This is a genomic window from Klebsiella michiganensis (assembly GCF_015139575.1).
GTDB lineage: Bacteria > Pseudomonadota > Gammaproteobacteria > Enterobacterales > Enterobacteriaceae > Klebsiella > Klebsiella michiganensis.
Map to the genome: position 1 here is coordinate 2513556 of NZ_AP022547.1, position 16689 is coordinate 2530244.

Annotated in this window: 12 protein-coding genes; all 12 read left to right on the forward strand. The window is 51.9% G+C overall.

Going from position 1 to position 16689, the window contains the following annotated elements; translation table 11 throughout:
- Positions 1–5 precede the first annotated feature (5 nt).
- The 12 genes from tssK (at position 6) to JLG71_RS11875 (ending at position 16496) form a co-directional block, all read left to right on the forward strand.
- Entirely contained in the window at positions 6–1346 is a 1341-nt protein-coding gene (gene tssK, locus JLG71_RS11820; RefSeq protein WP_200914228.1) for a type VI secretion system baseplate subunit TssK, read from the forward strand.
- Positions 1343–2017 carry a type VI secretion system protein TssL, short form gene (gene tssL / locus JLG71_RS11825; protein WP_025108177.1) on the forward strand — a complete coding sequence of 225 codons (675 nt, stop codon included), beginning with the start codon at positions 1343–1345 and terminating at the stop codon, positions 2015–2017. The genes tssK and tssL overlap by 4 nt, the downstream gene beginning before the upstream one ends.
- Positions 2017–3678, forward strand: coding sequence for an OmpA family protein (locus JLG71_RS11830; protein ID WP_129896987.1), 1662 nt, complete (start codon positions 2017–2019; stop codon positions 3676–3678). The genes tssL and JLG71_RS11830 overlap by 1 nt, the downstream gene beginning before the upstream one ends.
- A gap of 144 nt (positions 3679–3822) precedes the next feature.
- On the forward strand, positions 3823–4314 hold the full coding sequence (hcp, locus tag JLG71_RS11835; protein WP_129897003.1) for a type VI secretion system effector Hcp: 492 nt from the start codon (positions 3823–3825) through the stop codon (positions 4312–4314).
- Positions 4315–4472: 158 nt separating this feature from the next.
- On the forward strand, positions 4473–6839 hold the full coding sequence (locus JLG71_RS11840) for a type VI secretion system Vgr family protein (protein ID WP_200914229.1): 2367 nt from the start codon (positions 4473–4475) through the stop codon (positions 6837–6839).
- Positions 6840–6845: 6 nt separating this feature from the next.
- Positions 6846–7391, forward strand: coding sequence for a DUF3828 domain-containing protein (locus tag JLG71_RS11845; protein WP_224226603.1), 546 nt, complete (start codon positions 6846–6848; stop codon positions 7389–7391).
- A 73-nt stretch (positions 7392–7464) separates the two neighbouring features.
- Positions 7465–7935, forward strand: a complete 471-nt coding sequence (locus JLG71_RS11850; RefSeq protein ID WP_025105892.1) for a DUF3828 domain-containing protein — start codon at positions 7465–7467, stop codon at positions 7933–7935.
- Positions 7936–8277: 342 nt separating this feature from the next.
- A complete protein-coding gene (locus JLG71_RS11855; RefSeq protein ID WP_258182381.1) occupies positions 8278–10851 on the forward strand; it encodes an N-acetylglucosaminidase in 2574 nt (857 codons plus the stop codon).
- Between the two features lie 2 nt (positions 10852–10853).
- Positions 10854–11630 carry a hypothetical protein gene (locus JLG71_RS11860; RefSeq protein ID WP_200914232.1) on the forward strand — a complete coding sequence of 259 codons (777 nt, stop codon included), beginning with the start codon at positions 10854–10856 and terminating at the stop codon, positions 11628–11630.
- A gap of 27 nt (positions 11631–11657) precedes the next feature.
- Positions 11658–11921, forward strand: a complete 264-nt coding sequence (locus JLG71_RS11865) for a PAAR domain-containing protein (RefSeq protein ID WP_071998059.1) — start codon at positions 11658–11660, stop codon at positions 11919–11921.
- Between the two features lie 2 nt (positions 11922–11923).
- Positions 11924–13132: a membrane protein gene (locus tag JLG71_RS11870; RefSeq protein WP_025105889.1), complete on the forward strand. Its 1209-nt coding sequence runs from the start codon at positions 11924–11926 to the stop codon at positions 13130–13132.
- Entirely contained in the window at positions 13125–16496 is a 3372-nt protein-coding gene (locus JLG71_RS11875) for an ImcF-related family protein (RefSeq protein ID WP_025105888.1), read from the forward strand. Before JLG71_RS11870 ends, JLG71_RS11875 begins: the two co-directional genes overlap by 8 nt.
- The last annotated feature ends 193 nt before the right edge of the window (positions 16497–16689 follow it).

The window sequence follows — 16689 nt, forward strand, 5'->3', positions numbered from 1 at the left end:
CAGGGATGAAAATTTATCGTCCGCTGTGGAGTGAGGGGGCGCTGCTGTCCCCTCAGCAATTCCAGCAGCAGTCAGCGTGGGAATCTTTTCGCAGCACAGGCGTTGCGGCTCTCTCTTCGCCGTTTTCATGGGGGGTTGAGCGGGTTGAATTCGATGAGAGGCTGCTGGGCTCGGGCCTGATTCAGATCTCTCAACTGCGGCTCTGGCTGCCTGATGGCACGCTGGTGGATACGGCCGTCAGCGATCTGCTGCCTGAACCTCGGGAACTGGAGTTAGCGCAGCATTCAGACGCGGTCACGGTGATGATTGCGCTGCCGCTCATGCAGCCTGGGCTGAATAATGTGCAGCGGGAATCGGCTATGACCGAGCGGCCGCTCCGCTACCGTGAGGAGTGGGTGAATGTTCAGGATGCGTTTGGCAGCGAGGAGGAGTCCGTTGCCGTTGCCCGCTTTAACCTGGCGATCCGTTTTGACCATGAAGATAACGCGTCATGGCAGTGCTGCGCGATCGCGCGGTTGATCCGCGATCGACAGGGATGGTGCCAGGATCCGACATTTATTCCACCCCTGGCATTGTTCTCTGCCAGTCCGGCGATGCGTGAAAGACTGGCGCTACTGAATCGTCAGCTTCGTTCCCGCCGTCAGCGTTTGATGTCCATGCGCCGCGAGAGCAACGAACGCCTGGCCGATTTCGCTGTGGCGGACGTCTCTCTTTTCTGGTTGCTCAATGCGCTTAACTCCCATGCGCGCGTGCTGGTGGAGTTTGAACGTTCTCCTGCCCGTCATCCGGAGCAGGTGTGGGCAGAGCTCGTCCGTCTGGCGGGCAGCATGCTGACGTTCTCTCTCGACAGCGATCTGGATGCCATTCCCGCCTATGACCATGCAGAACCTGAAAAAACGTTTCCTCCACTGTTTGAACTCATCACTGCTTTGCTGGAGGCCAGTTTGCCGTCCCGAGTGGTCGCACTGGAGATGTCCCGACCGGACGAGCAGACGTGGAAAGCCGCGCTGCACGACGCTCGCCTGCGCGAAGACGCCGATCTCTATCTTTCTGTCCGGTCTGATGTTCCGGCCTGGCAGGTAGCTGAGAAATTCCCTGCGTTATGCAAGGCGGGTTCACCGGATGAGGTGAATGCGATTTCCGCCGTCGCGCTGCAGGGGATCCCGCTCATTGCCGTTAGCCGCGTTCCGGCAGCGTTACCTGTGCGGATGGAAAACCAGTACTTCGCGCTGGATATGGAGAGCTCTGCGGCCCGGGACATGCTGGAGCAGGGGGTATGCATGTTTTACGTGCCGGCCCTCCTGGGACGGCTGGAACTTGAACTGTTTGCGGTACTGCGATCATGAGAAAAGACATTGATATTGATGAACTCATGGCGGAAACCTGGCTTACCGTCACCATGCTTAAGAAAGGGGCAACAACGCCCGACGGCAGCGCGTTATATGACACCTGCTGTAAACACGTGGAAGGCGTGCGCGAGGCGCTGGAGCGCGCCGGGTACGATGAGGCAAGCATCGGGCATATCTCTTATGCGCAATGTGCGCTGCTTGACGAAGTGGTAATGAGCAGAACGCTGAGTGCAGGTGCCGAAGCTGATGCGGGTCAGGCGGCATGGCGAAAAGCGCCGCTACAGGCGCGCTATTTCGGGTCATTACACGCAGGCGAAGCCCTCTGGGATCGTATCACTGAGGTCTTACGGCAGCCTGCGCCGAATATAGCCGTTCTGACCTGTTATCACCGGGTGATCGCGCTGGGGTTTCGCGGATTATACAGCATCAGTTCAGTTAGCCAGTCACAGCGGGAAGAGGTGATTAAAGCGCTTTCTGAGCAGGTGCCGCCTCTGAATGCGGATATCTCTCTGGTGGTTCGCCGGACCCGAAAACATCGCTATAGCATCCTGCGTTCAGTCTGGTTCTGGGCTGCTACGGCTGCGGTGATCGCTGCCGTGGCATGGTGGGGAGGCCACCTCTGGCTCCAGGGGCTGTTATCCGCTCAGTTACCGGAGTTACCTCATTGATGCGTAAATCGGTCATGGTTTCTCTGATACTTCACGTTCTGGCGGCTGTCGCCGCGTTTCTGTGGCTGCTATGGGGATTCATTCCGGCAGGCACGTTGTTTAAGGGCGTGATGACGGTGTGCATTGTCGCACTGGCCTTCTGGCAGGTCTGGAGAAAGCGTTGCCCTGTTCAGACGATGGCGGAGGGTGAAATGTCCACCTGTGAACTGCTGCTGTTTGATGCCGGGGGACCTGTTGTTCTCGTTTGTGGGGATGAGCTGGACGCGTTGTTCCAGGGGCAAACACTGCGCAAAACCGCGCAGGGCTGGTGGCTGAGGGTGAATGACGTCAACAGGCTAAGCGACATTGTTCGCGATATTCACGAACAGCAGCCGCATCAGGGCGGACAGCTCGCCGTTATGTATTCCTGCCAGCCCGACAGACATCAGGATGAAGCCGTACTGCGCGCGTCCCTGAAAGCGTTGCGTCAGCAAATGAAGCTGCTGGGTCAGATAATTGGATTCACGCCGCCGATGGTTCTGAGCGGTGAATTTTCCGGTCCTGCAACGCCGTGGCTTGTTGTTTGTGGCGATAAGCTGGCGGTATATCCGGCTGATAAAACGCCGCAGGCGGTGGATGACTGGCAACAGGACGCTCAACATCTTGCGTTGATGCCTGTCCTATGGGAGGCCTTTGCTGTTATGCGCGCCATTCTGGCGGATGAACTGACGAAGGAAGATCGGCTCCTTCCGGCGGTTCACCCGTTTGCGGTGGTGATTCGAAGCGGTGTGGCTTCTGCCGATCGTGCTTCGCTGTGGTCACATCGCCTTTTTCGCCTGACCCATCTGATTTTTCCGCAGGCAGAGGGGGCGGCGGAAGTAACGGAGCATTTTCCTGATGCGGTATTACCGATGCTCGCGCCTTACTGCGCTCCAGTACAGGGGGGGCAACGCTCTCGTCGTCTCGTTTTATGGGTTCTGGCGTGCGCTCTGGCAGCTCTGGCTTTTTCTGCTGTGAATAACGCGGCGCTGATTCGCCAGGTCTCAACGGATCTCCAGCGCTGGTATGCCATTCCCGAGAATCATGATGAGCCCAGGGCTCAGTCCCTCCTGGCGTTGAAACAGGATGCTCTTCTGCTGGAGCGCTGGCAGCGGCAGGGCGAACCACTCCGGTACGCGCTCGGCTATTACCCCGGCCTGCGTTTATGGCTGGCGCTTCAGAAGGCTATTGATACGTATGCGCCACCGCCGGCACCTGCGCTAAAGCCACAACCGAAAATCATCCGCCTCGACAGCATGTCGCTGTTCGACACCGGCAGGTGGGCGCTGAAGCCCGGCTCGACAAAGCTGCTGGTGAACTCACTGGTGGGCATCAAAGCGAAGCCCGGCTGGCTGATTGTGGTGGCGGGCCATACCGACAGCACCGGCGACGATAAATCCAACCAGATACTTTCGCTTAAGCGTGCCGAATCGGTGCGCGACTGGATGCGCGACACCGGCGACGTGCCGGAGAGCTGTTTTGCGGTGCAGGGCTACGGCGAGAGCCGACCCGTTGCCCCCAACGACACGGCCGAAGGCCGGGCGCTTAACCGCCGTGTCGAAATCAGTCTGGTGCCGCAGGCGAATGCCTGCCAGCCACCGGGCATGACCCCCGCGCCATCGCAGGATGATGGCGCTTTTTAAAATGATACACACAGTCATTCGGGCTGCCTCGCGGCGGCAACTGAATGCGTCCCCGGGAGCATAGTTCACTATGTGACCGGGGCAAATGAAGGCAGCCAACAAAGAGGCAGCCTGAAGGACGACGTGTATAAATGGAGAAGTAATATGGCAATTCCAGTCTATCTGTGGCTGAAGGACGACGGCGGCGCGGACATCAAAGGTTCCGTGGACGTGAAGGACCGTGAGGGCAGCATCGAGGTGGTGGCGCAGGAGCATAACCTGTACATCCCGACCGACAACAACACCGGGAAGCTGACCGGCACGCGAATCCACACGCCGTTCCTGTTCACTAAGGAAATCGACGCCTCCAGCCCGTACCTGTACAAGGCGGTAACAACCGGCCAGACGCTGAAGTCGGCGGAGTTCCGCTGGTACAAAATCAACGACGCCGGTCAGGAAGTGGAGTACTTCAACACGAAGCTTGAGAACGTGAAGGTGGTGAAGGTCAGCCCGCTGATGCACGACGTCAAGGACCCGTCCTACGAGAAGCATAACCACCTCGAGCAGATTGAGCTGCGTTACGAAAAAATCACCTGGACCTACAAGGACGGCAACATCATCCATTCCGACAGCTGGAACGAACGTACCACCGCGTAATCCTGATGCGGACAGGTTTTCCTGTCCGCGTTTTTTTGCTGATTACCTGAGACGCGGGTACTCGGCAAAGAAAAACTCAATCTGCTGCCTGACCTGATGCGCTTTGGTGAACAGCGAGGGGCGGTAGCGTGCCCAGGAACCGACAAAGAGAGAGACTCATGGATAATCCCGCCATCCCTGTGATAAACGATGCGGCCAGTCAGGCAAAACAACGATTAGGTCAGTCACGCTACCGGCTGGACGTGCATGGCTGCACAGAATTTCTTGATGTGCTGAAATTCAGTTCGGTTGAGTCGCTCAGCAAGCCCTGGAGATTTGGTATCTCCGTGACCTGCTCGACACCGGATATCGCCAGTGATTTGGTGCTGTTAAAACCTGCGTCGTTTACGTTTCAGACCCCGCAGTTTTACGGGGCTCCGGCCGTACCCGTTCGTTCCGTTTATGGCGTGGTGGCGTCATTCGAACGCCTGTCCACGTCCAGAGAGGATACCGTTTATGCGCTGACGCTGGTTCCACGTATCGCTCTGTTAGCACATACGAAAGGCAGTGAAATTTTCCTCAACCAGACTGTGCCGGAAGTCGTGGAAAAGGTGTTGCGTAAACACGGGCTGGAAGGCGCGGACTTTGAGTTTCGGCTGTCCCGCGAGTATCCGGTGCGAGAGCTAATTACCCGGTGGCGGGAAACCGATCTTGAGTTCATTGAGCGTCTGCTGGCTGAAGTCGGTATTTACTGGCGCTTTGCGATGGATAGCCGCCTTGAGCAGGATGTGGTCATTTTTCAGGACTCTCAGGAGCAGTATCAGTTTGGTGTGACCCTGCCGTTTCGTAACCCGGCAGGCATGAGTGACAGCGGGCAGGAAAGCATCTGGGATATTCAGACCGCATACAATGTGGTGAGCGGAAGTGTGGCCACCCGTGACTACAACTATCGCGAAGCGCTGAAACCTCAGGGCAGCACTGAAAGCATTTTTAGCAAAGAAGGGATCACCGCCGGAGAAACGTACCATTATGCGGAACCCTTCCTGACAGCAGGTGACGCTGATAGCCCGGAGACCGGGGCATACTTCGCCCGTCTGCGTCACGAACGCATTCTGAATGCGCAATATCACGTCACCGGGCATTCCTCCAGCCCTCATCTGGCTCCGGGTCAGGTACTGGAAACGGACGGAACGCTTCCCGATGCCGTCAGGGAAGGCATCGTCATCACCACGGTGCGCACCAGTGGTTCGCGCAAAAGTAGCTTTACGCTGACGTTTGAGGGCATCCCCTACAGTGAAACCGTCTGTTATCGTCCGGCACTGCTCAATCGACCGGTGATATCCGGCTCGCTGCCTGCCCGGGTGGAAAGCACACAGAAAGGCGACACCTATTCCTGGCTCGACCCGGACGGGCGATACCGGGTAAAACTGGACTTTGACCGTAACAGTCCTGAACAGGGTTATGCCTATTTGTGGCTGCGGCTGGCTAAACCGTATGCCGGTGATACGTACGGATTCCACTCCCCGCTTATCGACGGAACGGAAGTGGCCGTCGTTTTTGACGGCGGAGACCCGGATCGTCCCTACATCGCTTATGCCCTGCACGACTCAGAACATCCGGACCATGTCACCAGTGACAATCATACGCGGAACGTGTGGCGCACTCCGGCGAACAATAAGTTGCGGATGGAGGATAAGCGCCAGGAAGAGCATATCAAGCTCGCAACGGAATATGGCAAAACGCAACTGAACATGGGACACCTGGTCAATGGCCAGCGTGAAAAGCGCGGCGCCGGTTTTGAACTGCGTACGGACGAGCATGGTGCGGTTCGTGCGGCAAAAGGGCTGTTCCTGACGGCGGATGCCCAGTCCAAAGCCCAGGGCCCGGTGCTGGAAATGGCGCCAGCGATTAACCAGATTAACCAGGCCAACAGCCAGATGCAGGCGCTGAACAGCGCTGCTGAAGCCGCAGGAGCCCTGGTCTGTGACATCAATACCCAGATTAGTCTCGTGACCGACAAAATCAAAGATCTCCGGTCTGCGGTCCTGCTGGGCAGCGCTCCGCAGGGGGTGGCACTGACCTCAGGTGAACACCTTCAGCTCAGCAGCACCCGCAACACCATGGTCAATGCCGGTCAGCATCTTGATATCGGTGCGATGAAGAATCTGTCTGTAACGGTAGAAAAAGCCCTGGGTATGTTTGTCTATAAAGAAGGGGCTAAGCTGGTCGCCAACCAGGGAGATATCGAAATTCAGGCTCAGCACAACACGATGGCACTGTTTTCTGAAAAACAGCTGACGGTGACCAGTAGTGAAGACGAAATTATTATCAGCACGCCGGAAACACTGACACTTAACGGTGGCGGGTCTTACCTGAGGCTGAGTAAGAACGGCATTGAACATGGTTCATCAGGTGAGTTCATTATGAAAACGTCTGACTATCTGGTACCAGGCACCGGCGCGAATCTCCCCAACGAAACACCTAATTTCAGCCTGACGGATATCACCCAGGAAAATAAAATCAGCAGCAAATCTTTTAATGACTAAGGGCTGATGATGGATCCATTAATTCCTCATATGCGTAATGTGTTTTTATTTGCATTTTTGCTTTGTTTATCAAATTTTACACAGGCATCCGAGCAAACAAGCCCAGAAAGCATCGTGTACAATTTTTATAAGTCATATTTGAAAGAAGAATCATCGGACAACAGTCGATTTCTCAGTCAATATGTTTCTGATGAATTAATGAAAAGCATTAACGACTCTATGATGTGTAATTATGATTCTGATGATTCAGCGTCGGCAGAAGAACTCGAAGGGAAATGTTCACAAAAGCGCGAATGCAAGCAGTTTAAAGGGCGTTATATTTGTAACTGGCATGGTGCTTGGGTTGATACTGATGTTGATTATTTTACAAAATCACAAGATGTTTATCCTTCATGGAAAGCAAGTATAAGTACCTTTGATGTATATCGGAAAGAGAATGACTCTTCAGTCAACGTTATTTTAGGAGCAGGTTCCGAGCCTAAAGTTAAATTTAAGGTTGTGCTAGAAAGAATTGATGAGAAGTGGAAAATCACCAGCGTAACGGAACAATAAGAACGTGGTCATTTTCTAAATTTCTCACCTCGACTACTTATACAAATACCAACATATCTACGGAGAGACGTTCATGTTGAAGAAGATTATTTTTGCTTGTTGCTTATTCTGCGTGGCCAATATAGCCTCAGCTTCAGCAAACGATAGTTCAATGCCTCGGGAAATTGTTGCAAAATTTTATCATGATTACCTTGTTGCGTCTGAAACGCCTGATATGGAATCAGCTGATAAACTAACTCAAAAAGCTATTTTTGAATATACAACTGAGCATCTCAGAAGTCTGCGGGATAATGATGAATCGGGTGCTGATTATTTTGTCGATGCTCAGGATATTTGTGAAGAATGGAAAGACAGCATTAATGTGGAAACTGTTTCAGAGAATGACCAGGTCGCACAAGTGAAGCTAACATTAGGATATGGTAAGGGCGTATCCCTGTATGCCGTTAACCTGGTTAAAGAAAAAGGGAACTGGTTAATGGATTCTGTTAAGCCCATATCTCATAGTAGTATTTATTGCCCTCGACAAGCAGAGGGGGGAGAATAAATGCTGGACAAGAATGTAGCAGTTAGTGTTTTAAACACTCAAGCCCTGGCCAGAGCGAAAATTAACGCTGAAAATTTTAAAAATGGCATAGATAAAAAGCTTAAATATGGCGAGTCAAAATGTGCCCGCTATGTTAAAAAAGCATTAATCGCTGGAGGGGCATCTGCAAAAAATTCAGGAATTGAATCAGCTAAAAATTATGGCCCATGGCTGCTTGAAAATAACTTTAAAGTTGTGGATAACGCTACAACAGTGCGTACTGGCGGTGTATTCACAATTTCTGGTCAGCAAGTGGGGGATGTTGTCGTAATCCAGGCAGCACCACATCATGTGCATGGTCATATGGCGATGTTTAATGGTACACACTGGGTATCTGATTTTGTCCAGGAAAGGGGGTTCTATCCTGCCCAGATATATCGTGATCAAAACATACCCTATGCACTTTATCGTTATGGCGCTAATACCACATCAGAGCAGAACGCCACGGCTATCCGAAAAGGAAAAATCAAAATAGTCTGGCCGATCCCCTCCAACAGTCGGGGAAGTGAGTTCAAAAATCAGGAAGAGATCCTCTCTCATATTGGGGGGGAATCCACCGGGCAGTATATGATTGGTCGCAGTGGGATGTGGCATGGCGGGATCCATATCACGGAAGCAACGACCCCGTGGTGTGCTCTGAGTGGCAAGTCTCCTCTTGAAGCATTAGATTTCCCAGTTCCCTTTAAAGGTGAGCAGGCTGTGCGATGCATGGCTGACGGCGAAGTGGTTGCTTATCGTGTCTGCAAGGATTATCTGACGCTTGCATGGGAATCCGGCCCACTGAGCTTTTCTGGTTCGTTTGTTCTGGTTAAACACTTTATTCAACCGGGGGAGAAAGAATCCAGCGGGCTGCATTTCTACACCCTGTATATGCATCTTGCGCCGTATTCAGCTTATGAGGCTGAAGCAGAAAATCAGTGGGCCATTCAGAATACTCTAAGAGCATATTCTGAAATGGACTGGCTGACGGCAAAACTGACTTCAGATAAAACTTCTCCACAAATTGCAGGGCACATACCTAAAGGGGCAAGAGTGGAGTGGGACCCGGCAGACAGCAATCTTAACGCCACAGGAAATAACAAGCGAAAATATGGTCTTGTAACACTGAAAGGATTACCAGAAGAAACCAGCAGTACCCTCACACCTGGTCAGCGCTATTGGGTTGTTGTGGATAACAACAATATTAAGCCAGCGCCGGGGGCTGGTCCAGGCTGGTGGCGGCATTTGCTTCCTCCCGCAAAGGAAGTCATGGTATTCGATAAGACAGTAAGTCTCAGTTTTCCATTTGCTATTAAGGCCGGTGACCCGATTGGCCACATGGGCTACTATCAGGCACCAAAAGATGGTGGTTATGAGGCACGATACCAGGTACATATCGAATGCACGAGCATGGATGATAATCTGGAGAATTTCCTGACCAACCCAGAAAAAGTGGGGGAGAAAAACCCGCTCTGGTTGAAGTATTCTCCTGGCCTTGCTCTTTTCACAAAAGATGTTGCGAAGGGCACTTTCGCAAAGGGCTCGACGTCGACAACGCGGACAGGCATTCTACCGTTGAGTAAGGTCACAACTGAAACTGATACCTCAACAAAGCAAGAATACTGGCAGCTGCGACCAGAAAATGCTTACGTCCCCAAAGGCCAGGCGGAACCTCAACTCTTGTCGCAGTATGATCTGGCAAAGCTGGGCTTCAGAACTGAAACCTCAGAGCCTACCAGTTTTGATTACTTGGATGGAAAAAACCAGCCTGTTGGATTCTTCCGCAGCCTTATCAACTCGCTCTATGAGGTTGCGACCAGTGATACGCGAACCAGTCATGCCCTGGTTAAGCATAATTATCAGCGCCTGCTGGATAAAATTGATAGTGGAAGCGACCGTTACTCTCCGATGGAATACTGGAGAGCACTTCATAATCCCGACTATCGTGACACCATCCAGAAAACAATCGTAAAACATCCCAGCGATTGGTACTTCAAAAAAGATGATGCTATCTGGCAACCTTTCCTCAATGCGCTGAAAAAAGAAGCCCCAGAATGGAAGAAATATAGCGAAGATTTTCTTGATAAAATGGCATGGATGCAGGATGTGTCCACTGAGAAACTAGGGCCTTCACTGTGGCATATGCATCCTATCCTTTTTTTGGGTACGTTAAAAAGTGCTAACCGGATTACTATCGTCTACAAGAATTACGATTATACTTTAGATTATGCCTTGAACAAGCAAATGTCACTTACTGGCGATAGTGTTCCTACATATGGCAATTATGGTGCCGTAACACGTGAGCAAGTTCGGGACTATATGAATCCTGAGCTTCATCAGGAAAACAGTGAAATATATCAATTCCTCGACATTTCTGCACCTTCGGGTATTTCTCGCGAAGATTTAGGTAAGTTACTTTCCGGTCAAGGTGTGTTATCAGGGAAAGAAGATGTATTTATTGCTGCTGCACAAAAATATAATGTAAGCGAAATTTATTTAGCATCACATGCAATTCTGGAAACTGACCGTGGTAGACATGCGTTTGCCAATGGAAGCAAAATGTATAACAACAGGCATGTTTATAATATGTACGGTATAGGTGTTTTTCCTGGCAACACTCAAAACGGGGTTGTAGTTGCTTATAACAAAGGTTGGTTCTCAGTAGATGAGGCTATCGATGGTGGCGCAAAATGGATTTCGGAAAAATTTGTTAATAATAGTAAAAACCAACAAAACACGTTATATAAAATGAGATGGAACCCATCCAATCCCGGAACCAGGCAGTATGCAACATCGATAAACTGGGCTCTTATACAAAAAACTGACATGAAGAAAATGTTTGATCAGTTCCCGGATGCAAACTTACGTTTCGAAATACCTGTTTATAAGAAGGGCTAAAAATGAAGAAAATCTTGCTATTAATAATGTCTATGCTGTCATTTCATTCTTATGCTGCTTGCGATGAGTCTTGGAAAAAAGCTGACTACGAACAAAACATACACTCATATAAAGTGATTAACAAAACTTTTTTCCATTCAACGCCAGATGACAACTCAAGAAATAATAAGCTTTTTCTAATTAGTAACAACACGTTTGTCGGCTTTTTGAAATCCGGAGGATATGAGTTCGGGAGATATACAAGAAAAGATGGCAGCATTGTCATGGGATGGCTTAAAGACGATGATCTCTCTGAAACGGAAAAAACAAACACACCAGAATTTAATGGCGCTGACTTAAGCATTTACTCCCCAAATGGAAATATAGAATTAAGCTCTTCGTTCGAAGGGTTTTATAAAGCATGGGGTAGGTGTGGGGAAAAAGAGCAACTTGAAACGGGGGCCTGGAGCAACTATATATCGAAAGGTGATGAAACGTACAAGTATTTTGATAACTACTGGAAAGGATTCATTATTCGCTCTTCAAATATAAACTACAAGCATTTTGGTGATGATTTTGATTTATATCGAATTACTACCATAACTGTAATAAATAATAAGTACATCACTGGTCGTGGTATATATGTTGGCATGAATGAAAATGAAATAATAAATGCTTATGGAGAACCCACATCAAGAAGCAAAGACAAAATAAGCTATCATTTCAAAAATAACACCCTGAGTTTCATGCTAGATAATGATGTAATTAAAAATATCATTTTGGAAGAGAGCATCCTGTAAATCCCCCCTATAAATAAAAGGCATAGTATGCTTCAGATAATACGTAAAGGCGATAAAACCACTCACGGCGGTTCTGTACTGACCGCTTCTGAAACGATGAAATTCGGTGGTATTGGTGTTGCCCGCAAAGGCGACAAAGTGTCCTGCCCGGTTCCGGGACATGGCCCTACAACTATCATAGAAGGCAATCCTGATTATCTTGATCATGGTATCCCGGTTGCATTTCACGGCCACAAATGCGCCTGTGGTTGCACGTTGATCAGTTCATTTTCCGCTGCAAAGGTTGCCTGATTATGCCCGTTTGGCTGGATGCCATCCCTGAAAAGGCTCCTAAGGTAGCGCGTCCCGGCACCGGTCGTTGGTTGCTATTCCTCGCGTTTATCATGCTGGGGGGCATAGCGCTCACGCTATGGTGCTGGACGTCAGAGAGAACCGGATTTGTCTTCTGGTTCACCGCTTTGGGTCTTCCATTTTGTACCTGGGGGCTTATTTTCGGCTTACGCCGGTTTGCCTACAAAGCCGAACAGGTGGGGGCCGAGTCCCGAAATGTCGAGCGAGAAGCGCTTATTGACAGTGAAATTCTGCGCGGTCAACGCTGCGCCTGGATCCTCGGTACTTATATTCAGAGTCCGGCCGGAAACAGCGCCGATGACCTGCTGAAGGCAATGAAAGTCGCGGCCCCCGCTATCGACTTCTCTCGCCCAAGAGGATATGACAAACCGGTCAGATACGCGGCATTAACAGAATACCAGACTGATTTAACAAAGGCCCTGACAGCGGCGGTGACTAAACTGACAACGCGTGTAGAAGGGATCGTTCAGCCGCTTCCGCCGGAGTTGCCATGCTGGCTGGTACTGGATTGTGATAACGACCTGTACCCCTTGATTGAAGAGCAGCTTAAGGCCGCTCTCTCACTAAAGACCGGCAGGATTTTTCGCCTGATGGCCGGAAAAGGTCTGGGGGCGTTTGATGCCTGGCTGGACAAGCGATGGGACAACCCGGGCATTCTGGTTGCCATTACCGTGTCGTTACCGGCGTATCCCCGGGAAGAAGATGCTGATGCTGTCTCAATGGTGGTATTAAGCAACCGCAAAGCCCATGCCTGGCCGGATGCTCTCCGCCTTCATCGCCCCGAAAGGGGAACAGAAACAACGCTCACAAAGACGCTCACCCGGGCGCTGCTCTGGTCGAAGACCCTGCCCAATGAACTCAAAGGAAGCTGGATCTCCGGTCCCACATTGACGTCGGACAGCGGCTGGAATAATGCCTGCGAAGAGAGCGAAGTGGAATTTAGTCTTTCAGAAGACAATTCCAGTATCGATCCCGTGCTGGGATATACCGGCCATGCTGCTCCATGGCTGGCCATCACGCTTGCTAATGCTGACGTTGAACAACGAGGGGCGCAGGTTATCGCCGCACAACCCGCCGCTGATAAGGACGACATCTGGGTCGCCGTCATCACCAAAGAAGAAGTTCGCAAGGAATCGCCTAAGAATGTCTAAGGTAAAAGTAAAAACTCTCATCGGCTCGGTTGTGACTGTCGCCTTTTTCCTGACAGTCATCGTGGCATTTTTGTTTTATGCCTTTCCGGAAAATGTGGCCTCAGCCACCGGCTTCGGACCGTATGACGGTCAACGGATACTCACATTCTGCGCCATACTGGTTGCCGCGATATTTTTGATCGGCTGGCTAATAGAGAAGGCTTTCGACCACGCGGGTAAATCCGGGTTGTATTTCCAGTGGGGCCAGAAAAAGGCTGAGAGTATCACTCCGGTGACGAACACCATTCTCAGTGAAGAAGATGACGATGAACCGGTCTTCAGCGAAGACGCCGTGTCCGAACACCTGCGCTTTCGCTATGGACGCCGCTGGCAGCGTAAGGTGCGACTCCTGCTGGTGATGGGCAACCCGGACGATGTCCATAAAGCAGCCCCGGGTCTGTGCCATGACCTCTGGCAGGAAGGTGACGGCAACGTACTGATTTATGGCGGTGATGCGCAGTCACTTCCGGATGAGATCTTCCTTTCAAAACTGAAGCGTCTGCGATCTGGCCAGCCGGTTGATGGCATTATTCAGGTGATGAGTACTTCAGCCCTCCCGACGGATAGCGAACGGGATGCTTTCTTGCGTTGCCGCCAGAAAGCCGATCATCAGCTGGGCTGGCAGGCGCCTGTCTGGCTGTGGCTGACTGATAAAGCGAAAGGTGCTCAGCAGGACGCGGACACGGCTGCGACAGGGGTGATATTCGGACCGGAAGGCACTATAAAAGAGGCGGATAGGGCATTGACTACGCTGTCTCAGCGCCTGCAAAAAGCCGGTATGGCACAGATACTGAATAATCCGGCTCATAACGGCCTGCTCCAGTTATCTTCCCGTCTGCAACACGAACTGAAAGCCAGTCTGACCGTTTTGCTCAGTGGGTTGATGCAGGGATCTGCGGCCTGGCGTTTACGCGGTGTCATGTTCAGCCCTGAACTGGCCGTTGCCGGAACGGTACCGAACACGCGCCTCGACACACCGACATGGAAAGCCGTCATTGATGACTGTGATGCCATCAGCGGCAGGAAGCTGGGCTTCGACTGGCAGAAGATGCTGAGGTTAATTCTGCTTTCCCTGATTGTCCTGTGGGGGACCGGTACATTGCAGTCCCTGATCGTTAACCGAACCCAGATTTATGAGGCACAGGAAACGGCGAGGCAGGCAGCGGATACCGCAAAACCACTTGCTGAACGCCTGCACAACCAGCTCGTACTCCAGCAAGCTATTGCCCGTCTGCAACATCGTGAGGCGACCGGAGCTCCATGGTACACCCGTTTTGGTCTTAATCAGGACAGCGATACGCTGGCCGCACTTTGGCCCCTGTATGCGAAAAATAACGCACAGCTGATGAGGGATGCCACAGCCGATAGTCTCAGGCAGCAGCTGAATTCGTTTGTGCAACTTCCTCCTGCCAGTGATGCCCGAACGCAGGGCACACAGCATACCTACGACGTGCTCAAAAGTTATCTGATGCTGGCCCGTCCTGACAAAGCAGACGCAGACTGGCTGGCAAAAAACGTCCTGAAAGCCTTACCGAAACGTCAGAATGTGCCGGATGGCACATGGCAGGACCTGGCACCGAAACTGCTGGGCTTTTATGCGCAGAACCTCCCGGCTCATCCGGAATGGAAAATTAAGCCTGACGCTGAATTAATCAGCACGGTCCGTCAGATCCTGCTCAAGCAGATTGGCCAGCGGAACGCTGAGTCCGGGTTATATCAGGACATGCTTAAGCGCGTGGCCAGCAACTGGCCTGATTTAACGCTTGCCGATATGACCGGCGACACCGATGCCTCAACGGTATTCAGCACTGACGAAGTCGTCCCGGGTATGTTTACGCGTCAGGCCTGGGAAGAACAGGTTCAGGATGCGATTAACGAGGTCGTCAAGACACGCCGCGATGAAATTGACTGGGTACTGACGGATAAGACGCACCAGACAGGGAGCGATATCTCCCCGGAGGCGCTGAAAGCCCGTCTGACAGAACGCTATTTTACCGATTTTGGTAACGCCTGGCTGAATATGGTCAACAGCATTCAGTGGCAGGATGCGACTTCGCTTGCGGAAGCCATTGCCCAGCTCAGCCTGATCGGCGATGTGCGCCGGTCGCCCCTGGTGGCCTTGATGAACACCCTCAACTACCAGGGAAAAACGGGCGAGAAGGGCGAAGCGCTGGCGGATTCGATAGTGGATTCGGCGAAAAAACTGGTTGGCCGGAAAAAATATGCCCGACAGTTCATTGAGCAGGCGCAGGGGCCGAAGGGGCCGCTGGAGGACGTTTTTGGTCCCCTGACGGGTTTCATGGAAGGAAAGGAGGGGACCGGACGTAATGGTAATCTGAGCTTCCAGTCCTGGCTTGCCCGTGTTACACAGGTCCGCCTTAAACTTCAGCAGGTCACCAGTGCGCCGGATCCGCAGGCGATGTCCCAGATGCTGGCCCAGACCGTGTTTCAGGGCAAAGCTATCGATCTCACCGATACGCGTGACTATAGCAGTCTGGTGGCGGCAAGCCTGGGTCAGGAGTGGAACGGGTTCGGTCAGTCATTGTTTGTTCAGCCACTGGATCTGGCATGGCGACAGATACTTGCTCCGGCAGCAGGAAGCCTTAATACCCGCTGGCAAACAACTATTGTCGATCAATGGAACAAAGCGTTTGCCGGTCGCTACCCATTTAAAACTACCGGCAGCGATGCCTCATTGCCTCTGCTGGCTCAGTTCCTGCGCAGCGACTCAGGTCGTATTGCTACGTTCCTGAAAACTAATCTCGGCGGCATACTTCACCAGGAAGGGAATCGCTGGGTCGTCGATCCTTCAGCAAGTCAGGGGATGGAAGTGAGCCCGGATTTCCTGCGGGCCATCAATCAGCTGGCTGAACTGGCGGATATCATTTTTGCTCAGGGAGATGCGAGCGTTCATTTCGAATTGATGGCGCGCCCTTCCCGTGATGTAGCCCGCATGCAGCTGACGCTTGACGAGCAAAATCTGGACTTCTTTAACCAGATGGAAAGCTGGCAGAGCTTTACCTGGCCGGGAAACACGTACTACCCGGGCGTCAGCCTCCGCTGGCGTAGCGTAAATAGCGGGATGCAGCTCTATGCTAATCACCAGGGCAACTGGGGATTCATCCGCCTGCTGGACAAAGCCCTGCTCACTCCCCTTGACGCGAGCCGCACGCAGCTGGTGTGGATCACCCCGGACGGCAATCCGCTGAAGTTTGTGATGCGCAGCGAGTTGGGTGATGGCCCGCTGGCCTTGCTGAAGCTCCAGGGCTTTAAGCTGCCCGAAGCCATCTTCACGGTTGCAGCCAGCGCTGAATACGTCGAATGATGAGACAAGGGAAAATGCGCTCACCCCAAATCCTTGTATCGGCATATGCCACAAATCACGAACAGCAGTAAGGCCTTATCGAAAGCGCCTCCAGCACTTTGTCTCACTCTGGATAACGAGCTAAAACCCGTCAACCCTGAAACGGAAACGGACGATGCTCCAGTTTATGACGATAATTTTCCGCTAATGCACA

Excerpts from the sequence above, each read along its gene's own strand:
- JLG71_RS11870 (WP_025105889.1), top strand. The coding sequence starts at position 11,924 with ATGCCCGTTTGGCTGGATGCCATCCCTGAAAAGGCTCCTAAGGTAGCG.
- JLG71_RS11830 (WP_129896987.1), top strand. The coding sequence starts at position 2,017 with ATGCGTAAATCGGTCATGGTTTCTCTGATACTTCACGTTCTGGCGGCT.
- JLG71_RS11875 (WP_025105888.1), top strand. The coding sequence starts at position 13,125 with ATGTCTAAGGTAAAAGTAAAAACTCTCATCGGCTCGGTTGTGACTGTC.
- tssK (WP_200914228.1), top strand. The coding sequence starts at position 6 with ATGAAAATTTATCGTCCGCTGTGGAGTGAGGGGGCGCTGCTGTCCCCT.
- JLG71_RS11865 (WP_071998059.1), top strand. The coding sequence starts at position 11,658 with ATGCTTCAGATAATACGTAAAGGCGATAAAACCACTCACGGCGGTTCT.
- JLG71_RS11860 (WP_200914232.1), top strand. The coding sequence starts at position 10,854 with ATGAAGAAAATCTTGCTATTAATAATGTCTATGCTGTCATTTCATTCT.
- JLG71_RS11850 (WP_025105892.1), top strand. The coding sequence starts at position 7,465 with ATGTTGAAGAAGATTATTTTTGCTTGTTGCTTATTCTGCGTGGCCAAT.
- tssL (WP_025108177.1), top strand. The coding sequence starts at position 1,343 with ATGAGAAAAGACATTGATATTGATGAACTCATGGCGGAAACCTGGCTT.
- hcp (WP_129897003.1), top strand. The coding sequence starts at position 3,823 with ATGGCAATTCCAGTCTATCTGTGGCTGAAGGACGACGGCGGCGCGGAC.
- JLG71_RS11845 (WP_224226603.1), top strand. The coding sequence starts at position 6,846 with ATGATGGATCCATTAATTCCTCATATGCGTAATGTGTTTTTATTTGCA.
- JLG71_RS11855 (WP_258182381.1), top strand. The coding sequence starts at position 8,278 with ATGGCGATGTTTAATGGTACACACTGGGTATCTGATTTTGTCCAGGAA.
- JLG71_RS11840 (WP_200914229.1), top strand. The coding sequence starts at position 4,473 with ATGGATAATCCCGCCATCCCTGTGATAAACGATGCGGCCAGTCAGGCA.